Raw genomic sequence first — 20,320 nt, forward strand, 5'->3', positions numbered from 1 at the left:
GGACGCCCCGGCGGACGGCCGCCGGGGCGTGTCTATCCTGACCACATGCTGACCATCACCCGAGAAATCCGCGACCGGATCGTCGCCCACGCCCGTGCCGACCACCCGGACGAGGCCTGCGGCGTGGTCGCCGGACCGGCCGGCAGCGGCCGGCCCGAGCGGTTCATCCCGATGCTCAACGCGGCCCGCTCGCCCACCTTCTACGAGTTCGACTCGGGCGACCTGCTCAAGCTCTACCGCGAGATGGACGACCTGGACGAGGAGCCGGTGATCGTCTACCACTCGCACACCGCCACCGAGGCCTACCCCTCCCGCACCGACGTGAGCTACGCCTCCGAGCCGTTCGCCCACTACGTCCTGGTCTCCACCGCCGACGGCAACGGCGACGACGACCCCTACCAGTTCCGCTCGTTCCGCATCGTGGACGGCGAGATCACGGAGGAAGACGTCCAGGTCGTCGAGGCCTACCCGGCCTGACCGGCACCCACCCGGACCCGGCCCGCCGCCCAGCCACGAACGGTCGGCGGGCCCCGTCGTCTCAGCATCGGAAACGACAACATCCGGATCACGAGACGGGCGTGTCGGAGCGGGCCCGGGAATCTATACGATGAGCCCATGCGTTCCGTCGATGTGAGCAACCAGGCCCCGGGCACCCGCCTCGTGGCGCGCCTGCACATCGACCTGTGCCGGCACGCCGGCGCGATCTGTCCCGGCACGCCCGCGCGCTCGCGCTGAGAGCCGCCCCGCCCCACCCGGGCCCCGCCGCCACCCCGGCGGCGTCGAGCCCCGGGCACCCTCCGCCCCGCCGCGCCCGTTGCGGCCCACCCACCTCCACGATTCGCACAGGAGCGCACCCATGGCCATCGAGGTCCGCATCCCGACCATCCTCCGCACCTACACCGACGGCGCCAAGGCCGTCGAGGGCACCGGCAGCAACCTCGGGGAACTCTTCGCCGACCTCGACGCCCGCCACCCCGGCATCGCCGCCCGCCTGCTCGAAGGCGGCGAGCTGCGCCGCTTCGTCAACGTCTACCTGAACGACGAGGACGTCCGGTTCCTGGAGGGCATCTCCACCGCCGTCGCCGACGGCGACAGCGTCACCATCCTGCCCGCCGTGGCCGGCGGCGCCCGCTGATCTCCCGGCTCCCCGCCTCCGGCCCGGTGGCGGGGGAGCCGCCCCTCTTCACCCTCACCGCCGTGGCCGGAGGCCTCCCTTGCGATACGACAGTCCGCTCGAAGCCGTCGGCAACACCCCGCTGGTCCGCCTGCCCCGGCTGTCCGCCGCCGTCCCCGGCAACACCGAGGGCCTGGTCAGCCTCTGGGCCAAGCTGGAGGACCGCAACCCCACGGGCTCGATCAAGGACCGCCCCGCGCTGCACATGATCGAGCGCGCCGAGGCCGACGGCCGGCTCACCCCCGGCTGCACCATCCTCGAGCCCACCAGCGGCAACACCGGCATCTCGCTCGCCATGGCCGCCAAGCTCAAGGGCTACCGGATGGTCTGCGTGATGCCCGAGAACACCAGCGAGGAACGGCGCGAACTGCTCCGGATGTGGGGCGCCGAGATCATCTCCTCCCCGGCCGCCGGCGGCTCCAACACCGCCGTCCGGATCGCCAAGGAGATCGCCGCCGAGCACCCCGACTGGGTCATGCTCTACCAGTACGGCAACCCCGACAACGCGGGCGCCCACTACACCACCACCGGCCCCGAGATCCTCACCGACCTGCCCACCGTCACCCACTTCGTGGCCGGCCTCGGCACCACCGGCACCCTGATGGGCGTCGGCCGCTACCTGCGCGAGAAGGTCCCCGGCGTGAAGATCGTCGCCGCCGAACCCCGCTACGACGACCTGGTGTACGGGCTGCGCAACCTCGACGAGGGCTTCGTCCCCGAGCTCTACGACGCCGAGGTGCTCACCACGCGCTTCTCGGTCGGCTCCGCCGACGCCGTCCGCCGCACCCGCGAACTCCTCCAGCAGGAAGGCATCTTCGCGGGCGTCTCCACCGGCGCCATCCTGCACGCCGCGATCGGCGTCGGCCGCAAGGCGGCGGCCGCCGGGGAGCGCGCGGACATCGTCTTCGTGGTCGCCGACGGCGGCTGGAAGTACCTGTCCACCGGCATCTACACCGCCGAGTCCACCGAGGCGGCGGTCGAGGCGCTGCAGGGCCAGCTCTGGGCCTAGTGCTGTAGCGCCCGCTGGGCCCGGGCCCAGACCTGCCGGTCCACCGTGCCGGCCCGGCGGCGGAAGGCCGACAGCGGCACCTCGCGCAGCTCGTCGGTCTCCAGCCAGCTGGCCCGGCCCTGCCGGTCGCCCACCGAACCGGGCGGCAGCGGCAGCACGCCCGGGCGCTCGGCGTGGTGCTTGCTGGTGATCTTCGCGACGGTGGCGGTCCGGCCGTGCACCCGCAGCACCAGGCAGGGGCGGTCCTTGGCGCCCGGGCCGTCCTCGAACGGCACCTCCGCCCACCAGATCTCCTGCGCCTCCGGGCCGGCCCCGGTGGCCGGGCGCGGCCGCGGGCCGGCCGGGCGGGTCGGACCGGCCGGGCGCGCCGCCGGCCGGGTGCGCCTCGCCAGCGCCGCAGCGACGGCCGCGAGCACGGCGATGCCCGCCACGGCCAGGACCACCCGGATACCAGTCATGCGGCGTACCGTACCGGGCCGGTGGTGAACGCCACCACCGTGGCGGCTGTGACAGTTGAGCATTTGTCCGTGAATTGTTCCCGGTTCGTCACGGAACCGCCACGACGCCCGTTCTGTCGGCAACCTCCCGGTGCCGCCCGGACAGGCTGCCTCACGAACGTCCGCCCCCGTCCCCCCGGAGGTGCCCTCGTGAGCGAACGAAGTGAGCGAACCGTCGAAAGGTGCGAATGGGCGAATGCCCCTGCCGAGCGAAGCGAGGTGGGCGCGTGAGGAGTTCGGAACTCTGGTCGTACGCCGAGATCGCCCGGCACATCAACGTCCGGCCGGAGACGGTCCGCAACTACCGGCGGCACGGGCTGCTGCCCGAGCCGGACGTGATCGACGGCAGCGGACACCCCCGCTGGTACCCCGAGACCGTCCGCGGCTGGGCCCGCAACCGCCCCCGGCACCGCTGATCCCACGGCGCCGTTCCCGCCCGGGCGGTCTGGGTGATTCCAGCCACAGCGCGGCACGGGGACGGGGGCAAAGTGACGGTCCGCCCTTACCCTCGACACACCAACGCAGTGCTACCGGCCGGTCCACCGGCCCGGCCTGCCGTTTTCCATGCCGTTTTTTCCATGCTGTTCTCCATGCCGCCTCAACAGCGTGGAAAGCAGCCCAGCAGCAGCCAGGACGTGTCGGGGCGGAGGGGCTCGGATGAAACTGACCGTGGTGGGGTGTTCGGGGAGTTTCCCGTCCGTCGACTCGCCGTGCTCCAGCTACCTGGTCGAGGCCGACGGCTACCGCGTGGTGCTGGACCTCGGCAACGGCGCCCTCGGCGCGCTGCAGAAGTACACCAGCCTCTACGAGGTCGACGCCGTCCTGCTCAGCCACCTGCACGCGGACCACTGCGTCGACCTGTGCGCCTACTGGGTCGCCCGCAACTACCGCGCCGAGGGCTGCCCCGCCCTGCTGCCGGTGTACGGCCCGGCCGGCACCGCCGAGCGGCTCGCCCGCGCCTACGACATGCCGGAGAACCCCGGAATGAAGGAGGTGTTCGAGTTCCGCACGCTCACTCCGGGCAGCTTCGAGCTCGGCCCGTTCCGGGTCTCCGTCGCGCAGGTCAACCACCCCGTCGACACCTTCGCCTTCCGGCTGGAGCACGGCGGCCGCTCGCTGGTCTACTCCGGCGACACCGGTGAGAGCCCCGCACTGGTGGAACTCGCCCGCGACACCGACCTGTTCCTCTGCGAGGCCGCGTACCAGGACGGCCGCGACACCTACCGGGCCGTCCACCTCAACGGCCGGGAGGCCGGCGAGCACGCCACCGCGGCCGGGGCCCGTCGGCTCGTCCTCACCCACATCCCGCCGTGGACCGACGCCGAGCGCAACCGGCGTGACGCCGCCACCACCTACGCCGGCCCGGTCGAGCTGGCCCGGGCCGGCGCGGTGTACGAGGTCTGATCCGACTCAGCTCCGCCCGGGCACCGGCAGGCCGAGGTGGTCGCGCAGGGTCGGGCCGGTGTACTCGGTGCGGAACACCCCGCGCTCCTGGAGCAGTGGGACGACCTGGTCGACGAACTCGTCCAGGCCGCCCGGGGTCAGGTGCGGGACGAGGACGAAGCCGTCGGCCGCGTCCTGCTGCACGAAGTGGTCGATCCGCTCGGCGACGGTGGCGGGGGAGCCGATGAAGGACTGCCGACCGGTCACCTCGATGACCAACTCGCGGCTGCTCAGCCCCTTCTCGGCGGCCAGGGCCCGCCAGCGTTCGGCGGTGCCCACCGGGTCCGGGATGCGGACCCGGCCCTGGACCAGCGCGCTGTCCGGGTCGGGATCGACGCCCGGCAGCGGACCGTCCGGATCGTGGTCGGAGAGGTCGACGCCCCAGACCTGCTCCAGGAAGGCGATCGCCGTCCCCGGTCCGACCTGGGCCCGGCGGACCTCGGCGGCGCGCTCGGCCGCGGCGGCGTCGGTGTCGCCGAGGACGAAGGTGGCGGCGGGCATGATCTTCAGCTCGTCCGGCTTGCGCCCGTACCGGGCCAACCGGCCCTTGACGTCGGCGTGGAACGCCTGGCCGGCGGCGAATTCGGAGTGCCGGCTGAACACGACGTCGGCGGTGGCGGCGGCGAACTCCCGGCCCTCGGCGGAGTCTCCGGCCTGGATGACCACCGGGTGGCCCTGCGGCGGGCGGGGCAGCGAGAGCCGGCCCTCGACCTCGAACTGGGGACCGCGGTGCCGTACCGGCTCCGCCCCGGCGTCCCAGAACTCCCTTGCCAGCTGGACGGATTCGGCGGCCCGGGAGTAGCGGTCGGCGCGGTCCAGATAGCCGCCGCGGCGGAAGTTCTCCCCGGTGAAGGCGTCCGAGGAGGTGACCACGTTCCAGGCCGCGCGGCCGCCGGAGAGGTGGTCCAAGGAGGCGAAGCGGCGGGCGAGTTCGTACGGTTCGTTGAAGGTGGCGTTCACCGTGGCGGCCAGGCCGATCCGTTCGGTGACGGCGGCCAGCGCGCTCAGCACGGTGATCGACTCGGGGCGGCCGACCACGTCCAGGTCGTGGATGCGGCCCCTGGTCTCGCGCAGCCGCAGGCCCTCGGCGAGGAAGAAGAAGTCGAACTTCCCGCGCTCGGCGGTCTTCGCGAGGTGGCGGAAGGAGTCGAACTCGATGTGGCTGCCGGAGGCCGGGTCGCTCCACACCGTGGTGTTGTTGACGCCGGGGAAGTGCGCGGCGAGGTGGATCTGCTTGAGCGGACGGTCCGTCATCGGGTCACCTCGGCGAGGACGGAGTCGGTGGTCGGGCGGCTGTTCGCGGTGTGGGCGGTGGTGTAGCGGCTGGCCGGGCGGGCCAGGCCGAGGTGGTCGCGCAGGGTGCACCCGGGGTACCCGGTGCGCAGCAGCCCGGCGTCGCGCAGGGCGGGGGCGATCCGCTCGGCGAGGGCGGCCAGGTCGCGTTCGGGCTCGGCGGGGACCAGGTGGAAGCCGTCCACGCCGGTGCCGGTGGCGGTGAGTTCGGCGAGCAGCCGGTGCTCGGCGGCCCGGTCGGGCAGGGCGGCGTCGAGCCGGGCCAGGACGCGCAGCTGTTCGCCGGAGCGCAGCCGCAGTTCGGTGGCGGAGGTCAGTCGGGTGGCCCCGTCGGGGGCGTCGAGCAGCACGACGTCGGCGTACCGGATCGCGGTGGCGACCCGGGCCCGCCCGCCCGGGGAGGCGTCCTGGGCGAGGTCGGCGGCGGCCACCGGCACCGTGACCACCGGGCGGCCCTGGGGCGGGCGCGGGGTGATGGATGGCCCGCGGACCGAGAAGTGCCGGCCCTCGAAGTCGATGTGGTGCAGCTTGTCGCGGTCGATGAACCGGCCGGTGGCGGTGTCGCGGATCTCCGCGTCGTCCTCCCAGCTGTCCCAGAGCCGGGCGGCGACCTCGGCGGCGTCGGCCGCCTCGGCCCACAGCTCGTCCTCGGCGGCGACCGGGCGGCGGCCGAAGGCCTTGGCCTCGGCCTCGGTGGTGGAGACGCCGACCAGCCAGCCGGCCCGGCCCTCGCTCACCCAGTCCAGGGTGTTGACCGAGATCGAGGTGTGGAAGGGCTCGGTGTGGGTGGTGGTGACGGTGGGCACCAGGCCGATCCGGGAGGTCAGCGGGGCGATCCGGGCGAGGGTGGCGAGCGCGTCGGGGCGGCTCGGTTCGGCGGTGAAGGAGTCGTCCAGGGTGACGAAGTCCAGGCCGGCGCGCTCGGCGAGGCGGGCGAGGGCGGCGTAGTGGCCGGCGTCGAAGCGGCCGGGGCGGTCAGGGGCGGCGTCGATGGCGGCATCGATGGCGGCGGAGAGGTGCAGTTGGCGGGGCATGGCGAGCCTGGCTTTCCTCGTGCGGATGCGCGCGGCTGCGGCGGAACCCGTACCGGAACGGCGGTGCGGGTGCGGGTACGGGCGCGCGGTCGCGTGGAGAGGGGAGGAGGACGGCCGGCGCCGGGCGGGGACTCAGCCGGGCGGCGGCGGGGGAAGGGGTCGGCTCAGCCGCGACACGCCGCGGACCACACGCGACCGAAGTCGATGTGGCTACGGGTCACCAGCGGGCACGAGGGGTACACGGTTTCAGTTGACCAGGGCGTCCGTCGGTTCGTCAACCGCCGTTTCCACCTGCCGGACATGCCGAAGGCCCCGCCCGGCCGCCAAGAGGGGAGCGGCGGTGGGCGGGGCCTTCGGAGCGGCCGGGCGGGGCGTCAGGCCTTGGTGACGTCCTCGATCTCCTCGTCGTCCTCGCGACCGGGGGTCTTGAGGTCGAACTTGGTGATCGCGAAGCGGAACACGAAGTAGTAGATCGCGGCGAAGACCAGGCCGATCGGGATGATCAGCCACGGGCTGGTGGCCTTGCTCCAGGCCAGCGCGTAGTCGATCAGGCCGCCGGAGAAGGTGAAGCCGTCGTGCACGCCGAGCGCCCAGGTGACGGCCATCGAGACGGCGGTCAGCACCGCGTGGATGACGTACAGCAGCGGGGCGATGAAGACGAAGGAGAACTCGATCGGCTCGGTGACACCGGTGACGAAGGAGGTCAGGGCCAGCGACACCATCATGCCGGTGACGGCCTTGCGGCGATGGGCCTTGGCGGTGTGGGCGATCGCCAGCGCGGCGGCGGGCAGCGCGAACATCATGATCGGGTAGAAGCCCGACATGAACTGCCCGGCGGTCGGGTCCCCGGCGAAGAAGCGGTGCAGGTCACCGTGGACGACGACGCCGTCCGGGCCGGTGAAGTCACCGGTCTGGAACCAGGCGAAGGAGTTCACGAACTGGTGCATGCCGACCGGCAGCAGAGCACGGTTGACCAGACCGAAGGCGCCCGCGCCGAACGAGCCGGCGCCGATCAGGGTGTCGTTCAGGCTCTTGATGGCATCGCCGACCGGGCCCCAGGTCAGGGCGAAGAGCACACCGACGGCGGTGCCGACGAAGGCCATGATGATCGGGACCAGGCGGCGGCCGTTGAAGAAGCCGAGCCAGTCGACCAGCTTGGTGCGGTGGTACTTCTGCCACAGCACGGCGGCCAGCAGGCCGATCACGATGCCGCCGAGCACGCCCGGGTCCTGGTAGACCGGCTCGACCCACTTGCCGTCGGCGATGTGGCCCTCGGCGACCGGGAACGCGGTGAGCACCTTCTGGTACACCAGGAAGCCGACCAGCGCGGCGAGGGCGGTGGATCCGTCCGCCTTCTTGGCGAAGCCGATCGCGATGCCCACCGCGAACAACATCGGAAGGGCACCGAAGACACCGTTGCCGGCGGCGGCGAAGACCGAGGCGACCTTGTCCCAGCCGAGCCCGTCCTTGCCGAAGACGTCGTCCTGGCCGAGACGCATCAGCAGACCGGCGGCGGGGAGCACCGCGATGGGCAGCTGGAGGCTGCGGCCGATCTTCTGCAGTCCCTGGAGGAGGTTCTGGCCGAACTGCTTGGCGGGGCTGGGGGTGGCCGGAGCCGTGGCGGGCGCCGGTGCCTGCGCAGACTGACTCATGGGGGTGGGTTCCTAACGGCATGGCGGTCGGTCGGGGGAGGCACAGGGGCCGAACCGCGAACTGGTCTACACCACACGTGGTGTAGACCAGTTTTGTAGCACGGGTGGAGAAGTCGGGGAACCCCGGATAGCGCTGCCACCGGGAAGCGCTATGAAATCGAAACCTGGCCGCGGAACGACGATCATGATTTCAGTCACGATTGTGATTTTGGCTATTTGCGCAACAAAAAGCGCGGAGCCCGTGCGGCGACCGGGCCGGGGTGGGGTCGTGGGCTCGGGCTCGGACGACCGGGCTGCTTCCCGGTGCGTGCGGCGACTGCTGAGAGTGACCGGAGGGTCGCGGACGTGCCGGTGGGACGTCCCCCGTCTGTGGTCGGCACCCGTCCGGACCGCCACCGGCCGGACGGATCGCGACCGAATTGACTTTTCGGTGGGCGGCGAATAGGGAATTCGGTCCTTTCCAGAAATGCCGAAGACCCCGGGTCCAATGGGTCCGAGGGCCTTTGTGACCGGTGTTCCGGGCGGCGGTCAATCAGGCTTTGGTGACGTCCTCCACCTCCGCCTCGTCCTCGCGCCCCGGGGTTTTCAGGTCGAATTTGACGATGATGAACCGGAAGAGCGCGTAGTACACCACGGCGAAGCAGAGTCCGATGACGATGATCAGCCACGGTTTGGTGGCCAGCCCCCAGTTGATGACGTAGTCGATCAGGCCGGCCGAGAAGCTGAAGCCGTCGTGCACCCCGAGCCCCCACGTGACCGCCATCGAGGCGCCGGTGAGCAGCGCGTGCACCCCGTACAGGGCCGGGACGATGTAGGCGAAGGAGTACTCGATCGGCTCGGTGACGCCGGTGACGAAGGAGGTCAGGCCGACCGAGAGCATCAGTCCGTAGATCTCCTTGCGGCGGTGCGGCTTGGCCGAGTGGGCGATCGCGAGTGCCGCGGCGGGCAGCGCGAACATCATGATCGGGAAGAATCCGGACTGGAACTGGCCGGCCGTCGGGTCGCCCGCCAGGAAACGCGGGATGTCGCCGTGCACGATGGCGCCGTCGGCCTTCGTGAACTCGCCGAACTGGAACCAGACGAAGGTGTTCAGCAACTGGTGCATACCGATCAGCAGCAGGGCGCGGTTGAAGACGCCGAAGACGCCCGCGCCGCCCGCGCCGAGATCGGCGAGGTTCTGCGAGAAGTCGTTCAGACCGCGGCCGATCGGCGGCCACACCCACAGCGCGACGACCGCGGTCAGCATGCCGACCAAGGCGGTGATCATCGGGACCAGGCGGCGGCCGTTGAAGAAGCCCAGCCAGTCGACCAGCTTGGTGCGGTGGAACCGCACCCACAGCCAGGCCGACATCAGGCCGATCAGGATGCCGCCGAGCACCCCCGGGTTCTGGTACGTCGCGCTGGCCGCCTTCGCCGAGGAGTAGTCCACGCACTGGTCGCTGACCAGCACCGTCGGTGGCTTGCAGCTCTCCGGGAAGGCGTGCAGCACCTTGTAGTAGACGAGGAAGCCGACCACGGCCGCCAGCGCCGTCGAGCCGTCCGCCTTCCGGGCCATGCCGATGGCCACCCCGATGCAGAACAGCAGCGGCAGTCCGAGCGCGGAGTCGAGCAGGGCGCCGCCGGCCGCCGCGAACACCTTGGCGACGTCCGTCCAGCCCAGGCCGTCCTTGCCGAAGACGTCCGGCTGGCCGAGCCGGTTGAGGATGCCTGCCGCGGGGAGCACCGCGACCGGCAGCTGCAGCGAGCGGCCCATCTTCTGGAGCCCGCCGTAGAAGCCGTGCCACCACGTGGTCTGCGGGGCCGCGGCACCTGCCGAACTCATCATCCGCCCTCCGAGCGCAGTCGCCGCCGCGAGACCCACCGCGGGACCCTCGGGCGGGGCCCGGGAACACCCGGGGTCCTTCCTGCGTTCATCGGAGTACCCATATATTGGTGTAGACCACTTTGGGACGCAGGCCGGACACCGGGACGCGAGCCCCGCTGATCGTCATCCTCGGGTGGCGGCAGGGACCCTGCGCGCCGGAATGGGCCAAAAGTGGACTAACGTGGCAGACCGGACCGGCCCGGGTCATGCTGGTCGCGCTGCCCGGCAGCGCACCCGCAACTGAATTCGCGTCAGCCACCGGCACGGACCTCACCACCTGACGGTCGAGGACCCGACACAGCGCACGACGGCACCCGGCAGAGCCGCCGAAGGGCCGAGACAGAGGGAGAGAAACCAGATGGCCAGCAAGGCTGAGAAGATCGTCGCCGGTCTGGGCGGCATCGACAACATCGAAGAGGTCGAAGGCTGCATCACCCGCCTGCGCACCGAGGTCAAGGACGCCTCCCTCGTCGACGAGGTGGCCCTCAAGGCCGCCGGCGCCCACGGCGTCGTCAAGATGGGCACCGCGATCCAGGTCGTCATCGGCACCGACGCCGACCCCATCGCCGCCGACATCGAGGACATGATGTGAGCTGAGCCCACCGGCTCGAACCCCCACGGCCCGCCGATCCGCTCACCAGCACGGCGGGCCGAGGCATGTCCCGGGCACGTCCGGGGCATGTCCGGGGCCGCAGTTCCGAGCCGCTACGCTCAGTGGCTATGTCACGCATCGACGGCCGCACCCCCGAACAGCTCCGCCCCATCACCATCGAGCGGGGCTGGAGCAAGCACGCCGAAGGCTCCGTCCTCATCTCCTACGGCGACACCAAGGTGCTGTGCACCGCCAGCGTCACCGAAGGCGTCCCGCGCTGGCGCAAGGGCAGCGGCGAAGGCTGGGTCACCGCCGAGTACTCCATGCTCCCCCGCGCCACCAACACCCGCGGCGACCGCGAAGCCGTCAAGGGCCGCATCGGCGGCCGCACCCACGAGATCAGCCGGCTCATCGGCCGCTCCCTGCGCGCCGTCGTCGACCACCGCGCCCTCGCCGAGAACACCATCGTCCTCGACTGCGACGTCCTCCAGGCCGACGGCGGCACCCGCACCGCCGCCATCACCGGCGCCTACGTCGCCCTCGTCGACGCCGTCTCCTGGGCCCGGGACCGCAAACTCCTCCGCGCCAAGGGCCAGCCCATCACCGGCGGCGTCAGCGCCGTCAGCGTCGGCATCATCGACGGAACCCCGATGCTGGACCTCCAGTACGAGGAAGACGTCCGTGCCGAAACCGACATGAACATCGTCTGCACCGCCGACGGCCGCTTCGTCGAAGTCCAGGGCACCGCCGAAGGCGCCCCCTTCGACCGCGACCTCCTCAACCGGCTCCTCGACCTCGGCACCCTCGGCTGCGCCGAACTCGACGAGATCCAGCGCAAGGCACTCGAAGGCTGAAGCCCCGTCCCCGTCCCCGGACACGTGTACGGCCCGCTGTACACGCCCGGCCCCCAGCCCGTACGGTTCCCGCAGCGCCCTCGCTGCGGGAACCGCGCACCCGGCGGCGCACGTCCCTCCCCACGGAACCCCCGCCCACCAGGAGGACCGGATGCAGTCCAGCATCGCCCGCCCCGCCGCCCTCGCCGTGGCCGGACTGATCGCCATCCTCCCGCTCAGCATGGTCAGTTGCTCCGCCGCCCAGAAAGCCATCGACTGCGGCAACACCGCCGTCAAGGTCACCGGCGACATCGCCGACCTCACCAAGGCCTACGACGACTCCAGCAACGACTCGGCCGCCGCCGGCAAGGCACTGCAGAAACTCAAGGGCGACCTCGACCAGATCGGCAGGAACTCCAAGAACACCGACGTCGCCAAAGCCGTGACCGACCTGCAGAAGCAGGCCGACAAGGTCCAGCAGGCCATCGATCGGAAGCAGGCCCCCGACCTCAAGCCACTCGGCGACGCGGCGGGCAACCTCACCTCGGTCTGCACCGGCTGATCCCCTCCGCGGTCTCGGTAGGGTGGGCGATATGTCCACCCGTCTGATCCTCGCCACCCGCAACCAGCACAAGGTCGCCGAGCTGCGCGCCATCCTCAGCGACGCCGGCCTGGACGTCGAACTCGTCGGCGCCGACGCCTACCCCGAGATCCCGGACGTCCCCGAAACCGGCGTCACCTTCGCCGAGAACGCCCTGCTCAAGGCCCACGCCCTCGCCCGCGCCACCGGCCTGCCCGCCGTCGCCGACGACTCCGGCCTCTGCGTCGACGTGCTGAACGGCGCGCCCGGCATCTTCTCCGCCCGCTGGGCCGGCAAGCACGGCGACGACCGCGCCAACCTGGAACTGCTGCTCGCCCAGCTCTCCGACATCGACGCCGCCCACCGCGGCGCCCACTTCTTCTGCGCCGCCGCGCTGGCGCTGCCGGACGGCACCGAACGCGTCGTCGAGGGCCGCCTCCTCGGCACCCTGCGCACCGCCCCGGCGGGCGACGGCGGCTTCGGCTACGACCCGATCCTCCAGCCGCTGGGCGAGACCCGCACCTGCGCGGAGCTGACGGCGGACGAGAAGAACGCCATCAGCCACCGGGGCCAGGCCTTCCGCGCCCTGGCGCCGGTGGTGAAGGACCTGCTGGGCTGACGGGAAGTCCGAAACGACGAAGGCCCACCCCCGAATGCTCTTCGGTGGCGGGCCTTCGATTCAAAGGCTGGTGCGGCCTGAGGGACTCGAACCCTCACGGGATTACTCCCACGGGCATCTAAAACCCGCGCGGCTGCCTGTTACGCCAAGGCCGCATGGCCTTTAGTCTAGGGCTTTGGCCGGGGTGGGGATACTGTGATTCAGTGCGGCGCGGAGCGGCCACTCTTCTTCCGCCTGCAATAGGTCGGAGTGACAGAGCGGCAGTTCGGGCAGAGCAATCGGAGGTCGTCCGGCCGGTTGTCCGACCAGTCGCCGTTGATGTGGTCGACCTCCAGTGTCATTGGCTGGCCGAGCCACTCGGGGCCGGTGCCGCAGGCCTCGCACAGCTCCGGGCGGCCGAGTTCGGCGGGGGCGCTACGGATCCGCGAGCCGGGGAGCCGCAGGGCCTTCGAGGAGCGCTGGACGAGGAGCTGGTCGGCGGGAATTCTGGTGGGCGAGTGCTTGCCGCGGCCGTGTGCCTGCCCCGTGAAGTGGGAGGTGTCGATTTCGAGCGGGGTGAATGGTTACGGCCCGTCGGGGGTTTGGAGCCACCCGACAGCCAGCCGGGTGTTACCCGCAAGCCCGGGGCTTCGGCCCCGAGAAGTTGACGGAGCAGTACACGAACGTCAAAGTCGTGATCCGGCCGGGCAGTTGGACAGAGACCGGCGGTGGCGGCACACCCGGTTGGGGGGTGGGACGCCACCGCTGCTCCGTTCCTAGGCCTCGACCTTGAGGTCGCGCAGCAGCTTGGCGACGTGCCCGGTGGCCTTGACGTTGTACAGCGCGCGCTCGACCTTGCCCTGCTCGTCCACGATGATCGTGGAGCGGATCACGCCCTGGTAGGTGCGGCCGTAGTTCTGCTTCTCGCCGTAGGCGGCGTAGGCCTCCAGGACCTCGTGGTCCGGGTCGGAGAGCAGGGTGACCTTGAGGTCCTCCTTCTCGCGGAACTTGCCGAGCTTCTCCGGCTGGTCGGGGGAGATGCCGATGACGTCGTAGCCGGCGCCCGCGAAGACCTCGAGGTTGTCGGTGAAGTCGCAGGCCTGCTTGGTGCAGCCGGGGGTGAGGGCGGCCGGGTAGAAGTAGACGATGACCTTGCGGCCCAGGTGGTCGGCGAGGGAGACCTGGTTGCCGTCGGCGTCGGACAGGCTGAAGGCGGGTGCGGTGTCGCCGGGCTGGAGTCGCTCAGTCACGGTCGTACTCTCCTGGAGGCTGGGACGGGCGGTCGTACCACGGCAAACTTACCCCCGTTGGTGGGTGGGGCCGCGCGGCCGTGCTCGGCAGCTGACAAACTGGGTCGGTCGCACAGGACGACAGGAACGAATCGGCAAGTGAATGGGGTGGCCCGAGTGGGCGAGTCGAGCACGCAGGACAAGCCGCAGCGGACGGCCGCGCAGATCGAGGCGGACATCGAGCGCACCCGTGAGCGGCTGGCGACGAACCTGGACGAGCTGGCCGTGCGGATCCACCCGAGCACCATCTCCGCGCAGGTCAAGGCCAAGGCGATGGCCTCCGTCGAGGAGCGGACGGCCCGGGCGTACGTGGCCGCGAACGGCCTGGTCGAGAAGGTCCGGGCGCAGTTCGTGGACGAGAAGGGACAGCCGCGCAAGGAGCGGATCGTTCCGGCGGCGCTGGTCGGCGTCGGCCTGGTGGTGCTGATCGCTTCGTCCCGCAAGCGCCGCAAGGACTGAGCGTGGTTCCGGAGGGCCGGACCGCCGCTGGGCGGGACCGGCCCTTCCGCATGCCGGGCCAGCGTCACGCTCCGCGCCCCGGGGCGGTACCTTCGGGACCGTGAGTACGAACGACAACCCGACGCATTCCGACCACGGGCACGACTCCACGCGGCACGACCGGCTGGGCGAGAAACTGCCGATCCGGATGCTGCACGACCGCGTGCTGGTGCGCATCGAGGGCAGTGAGGGCGAGCGCCGCTCGACCGGCGGCATCCTGATTCCGGCGACCGCGGAGCTGAGTAAAAGGTGCACGTGGGCGGAGGCGGTGGCCGTCGGCCAGAGCGTGCGCTCGGTGGAGCCGGGTGACCGGGTGCTGTACGACCCGGAGGACAAGCTGGAGGTCGAGGTCCGGGGCGCGACCTACGTGCTGCTGCGCGAGCGCGACCTGCACGCGGTGGCGGCGACGCGCTTCGGGGACACGGAGGGTTCGACGGGCCTGTACCTGTGATCGGCTTCTGTCCGTGATCGGGCCGCGCCTGTGATCGGACGGGCTACGCGAGCAGTCCGCCGCCGTCGACGGTGAGGACGGTGCCGGTGGCGAAGCGCTGTTCCATCAGGTAGGCGTAGGCCTTGGCGGTGTCCTCGGGGGCGCCGATCCGGCCGAGGGGGAGGGCGGCGGCCGTCTGCGTGTACATCTGCTCGCGGTCGGTCTCGGGCAGGCCGGACCAGAGCGGGGTGCGGATCATCCCGGCGCGGACGGCGTTGACCCGGATCGGGGCGAGCTCCACGGCCAGTGCCCGGACCATGGCTTCGACGGCGCCGCAGATGCTCGCGGCGACGCTCCAGCCCGGTACCGGGCGCATGCCGGCGGTGCCGGAGGTGAGGGTGATGGAGCCGCCGGGGCGCAGCAGCGGGACGGCGGTGCGGACGGCGTCGAGGGCGCCGAAGTAGCGGAGGGTGAAGGAGGCGCGGGCGGCGTCGAGGTCCATGGTGTCGACGGTCAGCAGGGTGAGCGGGTCGCCGGCGGTGTAGACGAGGTGGTCGAGGGGGCCGAGGCGGTCGAACAGGGCGGTGACCTGGTGGCTGTCGGTGAGGTCGGCGGTCTCGGCGGCGGTGCCGGTGGGCAGGGTGCTGAGGGCGCGTTCGGCGCTGTCCGGCCGGCTGGAGACGACGGTGACCCGGGCGCCGCGTTCGGCGGCGAGGGCGGCGGTGGCGAGGCCGATGCCGGAGGTGCCGCCGAGGACGACGACGTGCTGGTCCTTGAGGGGCATGGTGGTGCCTTTCGTCGTGTGGCTGGGGTGTTGTGTCGATCTTGCGGCGGGTGGGGTGTTGCCGTCCAAGACCTGTTCGGCCGGCTGTCATACCCTCGGGGTATCAGTGGGGAGTCGGGGGTGGCGGTGGACGTCGATCTGCGGAAGCTGCGGTATTTCGTGGCGGTGGCGCGGGAGTTGCACTTCGGGCGGGCGGCGGTGGAGTTGCACATCGCGCAGCCCGTCTTGTCGCGGCAGATCCGGGCGTTGGAGGCGGAGTTCGGTGCGCGGTTGTTCCGGCGGGATCGTCGTTCCACCAAACTGACGGATGCGGGGCGGCAGTTGTTGGAGGATGCGCCGCCGTTGCTGGCGGCGGCGGAGGCGTTGCGGCGGCGGGTGGGGCGGTCGGGTGAGGGGCCGGACCGGTTCGTGGTGGGGTTCATGCCGGGGGTGACGGTGACGGCGGCGGTGCGGGCGTTGCGTGGGCGGCATCCGGGGCTGGTGGTGGAGGTGGTGCGGACGTCTTGGAGTGACCAGGCGGGGGTGGTGCTGGACGGCCGGGTGGATGTCTCCTTCGTCCGCTTGCCGGTGGAGCGGCGGGGGCTGGTGCTGCGTCCGCTGTTCGCCGAGCCGCGGGTGGCGGTGTTGCCGGCCGGGCACCGGCTGGCGGGTGAGGTGTCCGTCGCGATGGCCGAGTTGGGTGGTGAGCTGCTGTTGCAGGACCCGGACTCGGTGCCGGAGTGGCGGGATCTGCCAGGGGTGTCGGGGCGGCGGCCGGAGCGGTCGCGGCCGCGGGCGGACACGGTGGAGGAGAAGCTGGAGTACGTGGCGGCGGGGGAGGGGATGGTGGTGCTGCCGTTGTCGATGGCTGCCTTCTACACCCGTTCGGACGTGGTGCACGTGCCGGTTTCGGACGTCGCGCCGCACCGGGTGTGCCTGGCCTGGGCGGCGGGGCGGTCGTCGCCGTTGCTGGCCGAGTTCGCGGAGCTGGCGGTGGAGCACTTGGCGGGTTCTGTCGGTGGCGGCCGCTAGGGTCCGGGTATGGGCGTCCCGGTGATTGGTGATGGCGAGCGGCGGGCCCGGTTGGGGCGTCGGCAGTTGTTGGCGCCTTCGGTGCGGGCGGCGCGGGTGGAGGACGTGGCCGACGCGGTGGTCGGCCTGCACGCGACGGACGCGGCGACGGTGTACCTGTCGGCCTGTGCGCGGCTGGCGGAGCCGTCGGCGGCGGAGGTGGACCGGGCGCTGTACGAGGACGTCTCGCTGGTGAAGCTGTTGTCGATGCGGCGGACGATCTTCGCGGTGACGGAGGGCCTGGCCCCTTATGTGAGTGCGGGGGCGGCGCGGGCGATCGCGGCGAAGGAGCGGGCGACGCTGCTGAAGCACCTGCGGGACCACGCCGAGGGCTGGGACGCGGCCCGGCTGGCGGAGACGGAGCGCGAGGTGCTGGCCGCGCTGGCCGTGCGCGGGGAGGCGACGACCCAGGAACTCGGCCGGGACGTGCCGCAGTTGCGCGAGACGATGCTGATGTCGGCGGGCAAGGCGTACGAGGCGAAGCAGAGCGTGGGCAGTCGGCTGCTGCGGTTGCTGGCCTCGGACGGGCACGTGCGCCGGTGCCGTCCGCGCGGGTCGTGGTTGAGCAGCAGCTATCCGTGGGCGCTGGTGCCGCAGTGGCCGGAGGTGCCGGTGCGGGCGGCGAAGGCGGAGGTGGTGCGGCGCTGGCTGGGGGCGTACGGTCCGGCCACGGTGGAGGACGTGAAGTGGTGGACGGGCTGGACGCTGGGGGACGTCCGGGCGGCGCTGGCGGACGTGGGGGCGCGGGGGGTGGCGCTGGCGGACGGTGCGGCGGCCCTGGTGCTGCCGGGGGACGAGGGGCCGGTGGCGGCGGTGGAGCCGTGGGCGGCGCTGCTGCCGGCGTTGGATCCGGCGGTGATGGGCTGGCGGGGGCGGGACTGGTACCTGCGGTCGGAGGACGTGCCGGCCTTGTTCGACCGGGCGGGCAACGCCGGGCCGACGGTGTGGTGGTGCGGTGAGGTGGTCGGCGGCTGGGCGCAGCGGGCGGACGGTGAGGTGGTGTGGCGGTTGTTCCGGGACGTCGGGGTGGAGGCGGAGCGGGCGGTCGCGGTGGAGGCGGGGCGGTTGGCGGGGTGGTTGGGGGAGGTGCGGGTGACGCCGCGCTTCCGGACGCCGTTGGAGCGGGAGTTGGTCGCGAAGGGGTAGCGCTGCGGGGTCACCGGGCCGGGGCCGGGGCGACCGCCGTGCTGGTGGGTCCGGTGGTGGCGGTGGGCGGGTTGCTGGGCTGGGCGGGTCGGGTCTGGGTGGGGCGGCTGGTGGGGAGGGGCTGGTCCTGGCTGGGGGTGGGCTGGGGGTTCTGCGGGCTGGGGGCGGCGGGGCCGGGGCCGGGACCGGGCTGGTCGGTGACGGCCGCGGGTGCGCTGGGTGCGTGGCTGGGGGTGGGCGCGGGGGCTCCGGTGGTGGCGGGGCTGGGGGTGGTGCTGGGGGAGCTGCTGCTGGGGGTGCCGGTGGTGGGCCAGCTGTCGGGGCCGGGGGCGCTGTGGCCGGTCTGGAGGTCGAACTGCTGGGTGGGGGTGCCGCCGAGGGCGGCGGTCATGTAGGCGGTCCAGATCTTGGTGGGGAAGGCGCCGCCGTTGATCCGGGTGAGGCCTGCGGTGCCGGCCAGCGGTTCCTTGGCGTGGCTCTTCGGGTTCTCGCGGAACAGGCCGACGGTGGTGGTGAGTTCGGGGGTGTAGCCGGCGAACCAGGCGGAGAGGTTGGCGTCGGTGGTGCCGGTCTTGCCGGCGGCGGGGCGGCCGAGGTCGAGGGCGGCGGCGCCGGTGCCGCGTGGGCTGACGACGTCGCGCAGGACGTCGGTGACGGAGTCGGCGACGGTGCGGCCGATGGCGTCGACGGCCTTGTGGTCGGGCATCTTGGGGACGTCGATGGCGCCGCCGGGGTTCACGCGTTCGAGTTTCTGGACGGACCAGGGGGTGTGGGCCTGGCCGTGGTTGGCGAGGGTGGCGTAGGCGCCGGCCAGGTCGAGGGCGCTGGGGGTGGCGGTGCCGAGGGTCATCGAGGTGTTGGCGGGGTCCATGCCGCGGACGTTGTCGGGGATGCCGAGTTTGACGGCGGTGTCGCGGACCCGGGCGAGCCCGGCGTCCACGCCTTCCTGGGCGTAGACGGAGTTGACGGACTTGACCATGGCGTAGCGCAGGGTGATGTTGCCGTAGTCGACGTCGTCCTCGTTGGGGGGCGCGTAGGGGGTGGGGCCGCCGGTGACGGGGCGTTCGCTGGTGCCGTCGTAGCGGGTTTCGGTGGTGATGGGGTGGCCGTCGACGGTGTGCTGGGCGATCAGGCCGGCGGCGAGGTCGATGGGTTTGAAGGTGGAGCCGATCTGGTTGTCCTGGCGCAGGGCGTCGTTGAAGGGCTGTTTGGCGTAGTCGGGGCCGCCGTAGACGGCGACGACGCGGCCGGTGGCGGGTTCGACGGAGGCGCCGGCGACCCGGACGTCGGTGTCGGTGGTGGGGCGGGCCTTGGGGTCGAGTTCGCCGGTGAGTTCGTCCTGGACGGCTTTGACGAAGGCGTCCTGCTTGGGCTTGTCGAAGGTGGTGGTGATGCGCCAGCCGCCGGCCTTGAGGGTGGCGGCGTCGATGGTGCCGGAGGAGATGAGGTAGTCGTCGGCGACGCCGACGAGGTAGCCGGCCTGGCCGGCGAGGCCGGTGGCGGGCTGGGGGTCGATGGGTTCGGGGAAGGTGGTGGCGTTGCGGTCGGCGGTGGTGAGGAAGCCGAGTTGGACCATGCCGTCGAGGGCGTAGTTCCAGCGGGCGATGGCCTTTTCGCGGTTGGCGGGGGTGGCGGTCTTGACGTCGTAGAGGCTGGGGGCCTGGAGCAGGGAGGCGAGGTAGGCGCCCTGGCCGAGGGTGAGTTGGGAGACGTCGACGCCGTAGTAGGCGTGGGCGGCGCTCTGGATGCCGTAGGCGCCGCGGCCGTAGTAGCTGCTGTTGAGGTAGCCGGCGAGGATCTCGTTCTTGCTGCGCTGCTGGTCGACCTTGAGGGCGATGAAGAGTTCGCGGCCCTTGCGGGCGAAGGTCTGGTCCTGGGTGAGGTAGTAGTTCTTGACGTACTGCTGGGTGATGGTGGAGCCGCCCTGCATGCCCTTGCCGAGGAGGGTGTTCCAGCCGGCGCGGAGCATGCCCTTCAGGTCGATGCCGCGGTTCTGGTAGAAGGTGCGGTCCTCGGCGGAGACGACTGCCTGTTGGGTCTGCAGGGGGATCTGGTCGATGGTGACGTCGGTGCGGTTGACGGCGCCGGTGCGGGCGATCTCGGTGGTGCCGTCGGCGTAGAGGTAGATGTTGTTCTGGGCGACGGCGTGGGCGTTGGGGTCGGGCACGGGGACGATGACGTAGAGCACGGCGAAGGCGCCGACGGCGAGCAGCAGGAGGGCGGTGAGGGTGCCGAGGGTGATCCGCCAGGTGGGCAGGAGCCGGCGCCAGAGGGGGAGGGCGCGGCGGGCTTCGCGGCGGGCGGCCCGTTTGGCCTGGCGTCGGGTGCTCGAGGTCATGACGGGATTATCTGCTATTTGACGTGAGTTCAGCGGCGGCCGGGGGCTGAGGTGCGCGGTTGTGCGGGGGGCGGCGTGCGCCCTGGGCGTGCGTCTCGGGGCGCCCCGGGTGCGTCTGGGATGCGTCCTGGGATGCGTCTTGGGGTGCCTCGGAAATTTGGGTGCGGGTGATGGGGGCCGGCGGTACGGTGAAAGGTGCAAATCGCATAGCGCACT

At 71.7% G+C, this 20,320-nt stretch carries 23 protein-coding genes and 1 tRNA gene; 14 read left to right on the forward strand and 10 right to left on the reverse strand.

Annotated features, from left to right (window positions below; translation table 11 throughout):
* Positions 1-45 precede the first annotated feature (45 nt).
* From ACWCYO_RS20285 to ACWCYO_RS20300, 4 genes are all read left to right on the forward strand, one after another.
* Complete coding sequence (locus ACWCYO_RS20285; protein WP_270146710.1) at positions 46-477, forward strand: M67 family metallopeptidase; 432 nt, start codon at positions 46-48, stop codon at positions 475-477.
* Between the two features lie 138 nt (positions 478-615).
* Positions 616-735: a putative leader peptide gene (locus ACWCYO_RS20290; RefSeq protein ID WP_317621128.1), complete on the forward strand. Its 120-nt coding sequence runs from the start codon at positions 616-618 to the stop codon at positions 733-735.
* Between the two features lie 121 nt (positions 736-856).
* Positions 857-1,135 (forward strand): MoaD/ThiS family protein, encoded by a 279-nt coding sequence (locus ACWCYO_RS20295; protein WP_270146711.1) that lies wholly within the window; start codon positions 857-859, stop codon positions 1,133-1,135.
* Positions 1,136-1,214: 79 nt separating this feature from the next.
* On the forward strand, positions 1,215-2,183 hold the full coding sequence (locus ACWCYO_RS20300) for a PLP-dependent cysteine synthase family protein (protein WP_270146712.1): 969 nt from the start codon (positions 1,215-1,217) through the stop codon (positions 2,181-2,183).
* On the opposite strand, the gene ACWCYO_RS20305 is transcribed toward ACWCYO_RS20300, so the two are convergent.
* A complete protein-coding gene (locus ACWCYO_RS20305) occupies positions 2,180-2,641 on the reverse strand; it encodes a type II toxin-antitoxin system PemK/MazF family toxin (protein WP_449784986.1) in 462 nt (153 codons plus the stop codon). The genes ACWCYO_RS20300 and ACWCYO_RS20305 overlap by 4 nt on opposite strands.
* Positions 2,642-2,907: 266 nt before the next feature.
* Between ACWCYO_RS20305 and ACWCYO_RS20310 the strand changes: the two genes are divergently transcribed.
* Positions 2,908-3,096, forward strand: coding sequence for a MerR family transcriptional regulator (locus ACWCYO_RS20310; RefSeq protein WP_270146714.1), 189 nt, complete (start codon positions 2,908-2,910; stop codon positions 3,094-3,096).
* A 241-nt stretch (positions 3,097-3,337) separates the two neighbouring features.
* Positions 3,338-4,084 carry an MBL fold metallo-hydrolase gene (locus tag ACWCYO_RS20315; RefSeq protein ID WP_270146715.1) on the forward strand — a complete coding sequence of 249 codons (747 nt, stop codon included), beginning with the start codon at positions 3,338-3,340 and terminating at the stop codon, positions 4,082-4,084.
* Between the two features lie 6 nt (positions 4,085-4,090).
* Here ACWCYO_RS20315 and ACWCYO_RS20320 read toward each other — a convergent pair whose 3' ends face one another.
* From ACWCYO_RS20320 to ACWCYO_RS20335, 4 genes are all read right to left on the reverse strand, one after another.
* Entirely contained in the window at positions 4,091-5,377 is a 1,287-nt protein-coding gene (locus tag ACWCYO_RS20320) for an LLM class flavin-dependent oxidoreductase (protein ID WP_449784987.1), read from the reverse strand.
* Positions 5,374-6,450 (reverse strand): LLM class flavin-dependent oxidoreductase, encoded by a 1,077-nt coding sequence (locus tag ACWCYO_RS20325; RefSeq protein WP_449784988.1) that lies wholly within the window; start codon positions 6,448-6,450, stop codon positions 5,374-5,376. Before ACWCYO_RS20325 ends, ACWCYO_RS20320 begins: the two co-directional genes overlap by 4 nt.
* Positions 6,451-6,824: 374 nt before the next feature.
* The gene (locus ACWCYO_RS20330; RefSeq protein WP_270146718.1) at positions 6,825-8,102 is read right to left on the reverse strand and encodes a PTS transporter subunit EIIC; all 1,278 of its coding nucleotides are present in this window, start codon (positions 8,100-8,102) and stop codon (positions 6,825-6,827) included.
* 532 nt (positions 8,103-8,634) lie between these two features.
* Positions 8,635-9,924: a PTS transporter subunit EIIC gene (locus ACWCYO_RS20335; protein ID WP_449785006.1), complete on the reverse strand. Its 1,290-nt coding sequence runs from the start codon at positions 9,922-9,924 to the stop codon at positions 8,635-8,637.
* Positions 9,925-10,243: 319 nt separating this feature from the next.
* Here ACWCYO_RS20335 and ACWCYO_RS20340 point away from each other — a divergent pair, with 319 nt between their 5' ends.
* From ACWCYO_RS20340 to rdgB, 4 genes are all read left to right on the forward strand, one after another.
* Complete coding sequence (locus ACWCYO_RS20340; RefSeq protein WP_270151229.1) at positions 10,244-10,558, forward strand: PTS glucose/sucrose transporter subunit IIB; 315 nt, start codon at positions 10,244-10,246, stop codon at positions 10,556-10,558.
* 128 nt (positions 10,559-10,686) lie between these two features.
* Positions 10,687-11,412 carry a ribonuclease PH gene (rph, locus tag ACWCYO_RS20345; RefSeq protein ID WP_270146719.1) on the forward strand — a complete coding sequence of 242 codons (726 nt, stop codon included), beginning with the start codon at positions 10,687-10,689 and terminating at the stop codon, positions 11,410-11,412.
* 151 nt (positions 11,413-11,563) lie between these two features.
* Positions 11,564-11,953 (forward strand): hypothetical protein, encoded by a 390-nt coding sequence (locus ACWCYO_RS20350; protein ID WP_270146720.1) that lies wholly within the window; start codon positions 11,564-11,566, stop codon positions 11,951-11,953.
* Positions 11,954-11,984: 31 nt separating this feature from the next.
* On the forward strand, positions 11,985-12,590 hold the full coding sequence (gene rdgB, locus ACWCYO_RS20355; protein ID WP_270146721.1) for an RdgB/HAM1 family non-canonical purine NTP pyrophosphatase: 606 nt from the start codon (positions 11,985-11,987) through the stop codon (positions 12,588-12,590).
* A 68-nt stretch (positions 12,591-12,658) separates the two neighbouring features.
* Here rdgB and ACWCYO_RS20360 read toward each other — a convergent pair.
* The 3 genes from ACWCYO_RS20360 to bcp form a co-directional block, all read right to left on the reverse strand.
* Positions 12,659-12,745 (reverse strand) — tRNA-Leu (locus tag ACWCYO_RS20360).
* 45 nt (positions 12,746-12,790) lie between these two features.
* On the reverse strand, positions 12,791-12,931 hold the full coding sequence (locus tag ACWCYO_RS20365) for an HNH endonuclease (RefSeq protein ID WP_449784989.1): 141 nt from the start codon (positions 12,929-12,931) through the stop codon (positions 12,791-12,793).
* Between the two features lie 414 nt (positions 12,932-13,345).
* Positions 13,346-13,819 carry a thioredoxin-dependent thiol peroxidase gene (gene bcp / locus ACWCYO_RS20370; RefSeq protein ID WP_270146722.1) on the reverse strand — a complete coding sequence of 158 codons (474 nt, stop codon included), beginning with the start codon at positions 13,817-13,819 and terminating at the stop codon, positions 13,346-13,348.
* A gap of 156 nt (positions 13,820-13,975) precedes the next feature.
* Here bcp and ACWCYO_RS20375 point away from each other — a divergent pair, with 156 nt between their 5' ends.
* Both ACWCYO_RS20375 and ACWCYO_RS20380 read left to right on the forward strand, forming a co-directional pair.
* On the forward strand, positions 13,976-14,317 hold the full coding sequence (locus ACWCYO_RS20375; protein WP_270146723.1) for a DUF3618 domain-containing protein: 342 nt from the start codon (positions 13,976-13,978) through the stop codon (positions 14,315-14,317).
* Between the two features lie 187 nt (positions 14,318-14,504).
* Entirely contained in the window at positions 14,505-14,807 is a 303-nt protein-coding gene (locus ACWCYO_RS20380) for a GroES family chaperonin (protein ID WP_079136310.1), read from the forward strand.
* A 43-nt stretch (positions 14,808-14,850) separates the two neighbouring features.
* Here ACWCYO_RS20380 and ACWCYO_RS20385 read toward each other — a convergent pair whose 3' ends face one another.
* Positions 14,851-15,570, reverse strand: a complete 720-nt coding sequence (locus ACWCYO_RS20385) for an SDR family oxidoreductase (protein ID WP_449784990.1) — start codon at positions 15,568-15,570, stop codon at positions 14,851-14,853.
* A 120-nt stretch (positions 15,571-15,690) separates the two neighbouring features.
* Between ACWCYO_RS20385 and ACWCYO_RS20390 the strand changes: the two genes are divergently transcribed.
* Positions 15,691-16,581, forward strand: a complete 891-nt coding sequence (locus ACWCYO_RS20390) for a LysR family transcriptional regulator (protein WP_449784991.1) — start codon at positions 15,691-15,693, stop codon at positions 16,579-16,581.
* Between the two features lie 9 nt (positions 16,582-16,590).
* Positions 16,591-17,766: a winged helix DNA-binding domain-containing protein gene (locus tag ACWCYO_RS20395; RefSeq protein ID WP_449784992.1), complete on the forward strand. Its 1,176-nt coding sequence runs from the start codon at positions 16,591-16,593 to the stop codon at positions 17,764-17,766.
* A gap of 10 nt (positions 17,767-17,776) precedes the next feature.
* Here the strand turns inward: ACWCYO_RS20395 and ACWCYO_RS20400 are convergent, their stop codons facing one another.
* The gene (locus ACWCYO_RS20400; protein ID WP_270146726.1) at positions 17,777-20,104 is read right to left on the reverse strand and encodes a transglycosylase domain-containing protein; all 2,328 of its coding nucleotides are present in this window, start codon (positions 20,102-20,104) and stop codon (positions 17,777-17,779) included.
* Positions 20,105-20,320 lie beyond the last annotated feature (216 nt).

This window comes from Kitasatospora sp. NPDC001683, assembly GCF_053596495.1.

Bases quoted from the DNA above. Each gene is read 5' to 3' on its own strand.
- ACWCYO_RS20305 (WP_449784986.1), bottom strand. From the start codon at position 2,641: ATGACTGGTATCCGGGTGGTCCTGGCCGTGGCGGGCATCGCCGTGCTC.
- ACWCYO_RS20400 (WP_270146726.1), bottom strand. From the start codon at position 20,104: ATGACCTCGAGCACCCGACGCCAGGCCAAACGGGCCGCCCGCCGCGAA.
- ACWCYO_RS20285 (WP_270146710.1), top strand. From the start codon at position 46: ATGCTGACCATCACCCGAGAAATCCGCGACCGGATCGTCGCCCACGCC.
- ACWCYO_RS20295 (WP_270146711.1), top strand. From the start codon at position 857: ATGGCCATCGAGGTCCGCATCCCGACCATCCTCCGCACCTACACCGAC.
- ACWCYO_RS20330 (WP_270146718.1), bottom strand. From the start codon at position 8,102: ATGAGTCAGTCTGCGCAGGCACCGGCGCCCGCCACGGCTCCGGCCACC.
- ACWCYO_RS20325 (WP_449784988.1), bottom strand. From the start codon at position 6,450: ATGCCCCGCCAACTGCACCTCTCCGCCGCCATCGATGCCGCCATCGAC.
- rdgB (WP_270146721.1), top strand. From the start codon at position 11,985: ATGTCCACCCGTCTGATCCTCGCCACCCGCAACCAGCACAAGGTCGCC.
- ACWCYO_RS20315 (WP_270146715.1), top strand. From the start codon at position 3,338: ATGAAACTGACCGTGGTGGGGTGTTCGGGGAGTTTCCCGTCCGTCGAC.
- ACWCYO_RS20320 (WP_449784987.1), bottom strand. From the start codon at position 5,377: ATGACGGACCGTCCGCTCAAGCAGATCCACCTCGCCGCGCACTTCCCC.
- rph (WP_270146719.1), top strand. From the start codon at position 10,687: ATGTCACGCATCGACGGCCGCACCCCCGAACAGCTCCGCCCCATCACC.
- ACWCYO_RS20395 (WP_449784992.1), top strand. From the start codon at position 16,591: ATGGGCGTCCCGGTGATTGGTGATGGCGAGCGGCGGGCCCGGTTGGGG.
- ACWCYO_RS20380 (WP_079136310.1), top strand. From the start codon at position 14,505: ATGCTGCACGACCGCGTGCTGGTGCGCATCGAGGGCAGTGAGGGCGAG.
- ACWCYO_RS20385 (WP_449784990.1), bottom strand. From the start codon at position 15,570: ATGCCCCTCAAGGACCAGCACGTCGTCGTCCTCGGCGGCACCTCCGGC.
- ACWCYO_RS20290 (WP_317621128.1), top strand. From the start codon at position 616: ATGCGTTCCGTCGATGTGAGCAACCAGGCCCCGGGCACCCGCCTCGTG.
- ACWCYO_RS20350 (WP_270146720.1), top strand. From the start codon at position 11,564: ATGCAGTCCAGCATCGCCCGCCCCGCCGCCCTCGCCGTGGCCGGACTG.
- ACWCYO_RS20335 (WP_449785006.1), bottom strand. From the start codon at position 9,924: ATGAGTTCGGCAGGTGCCGCGGCCCCGCAGACCACGTGGTGGCACGGC.
- ACWCYO_RS20365 (WP_449784989.1), bottom strand. From the start codon at position 12,931: ATGACACTGGAGGTCGACCACATCAACGGCGACTGGTCGGACAACCGG.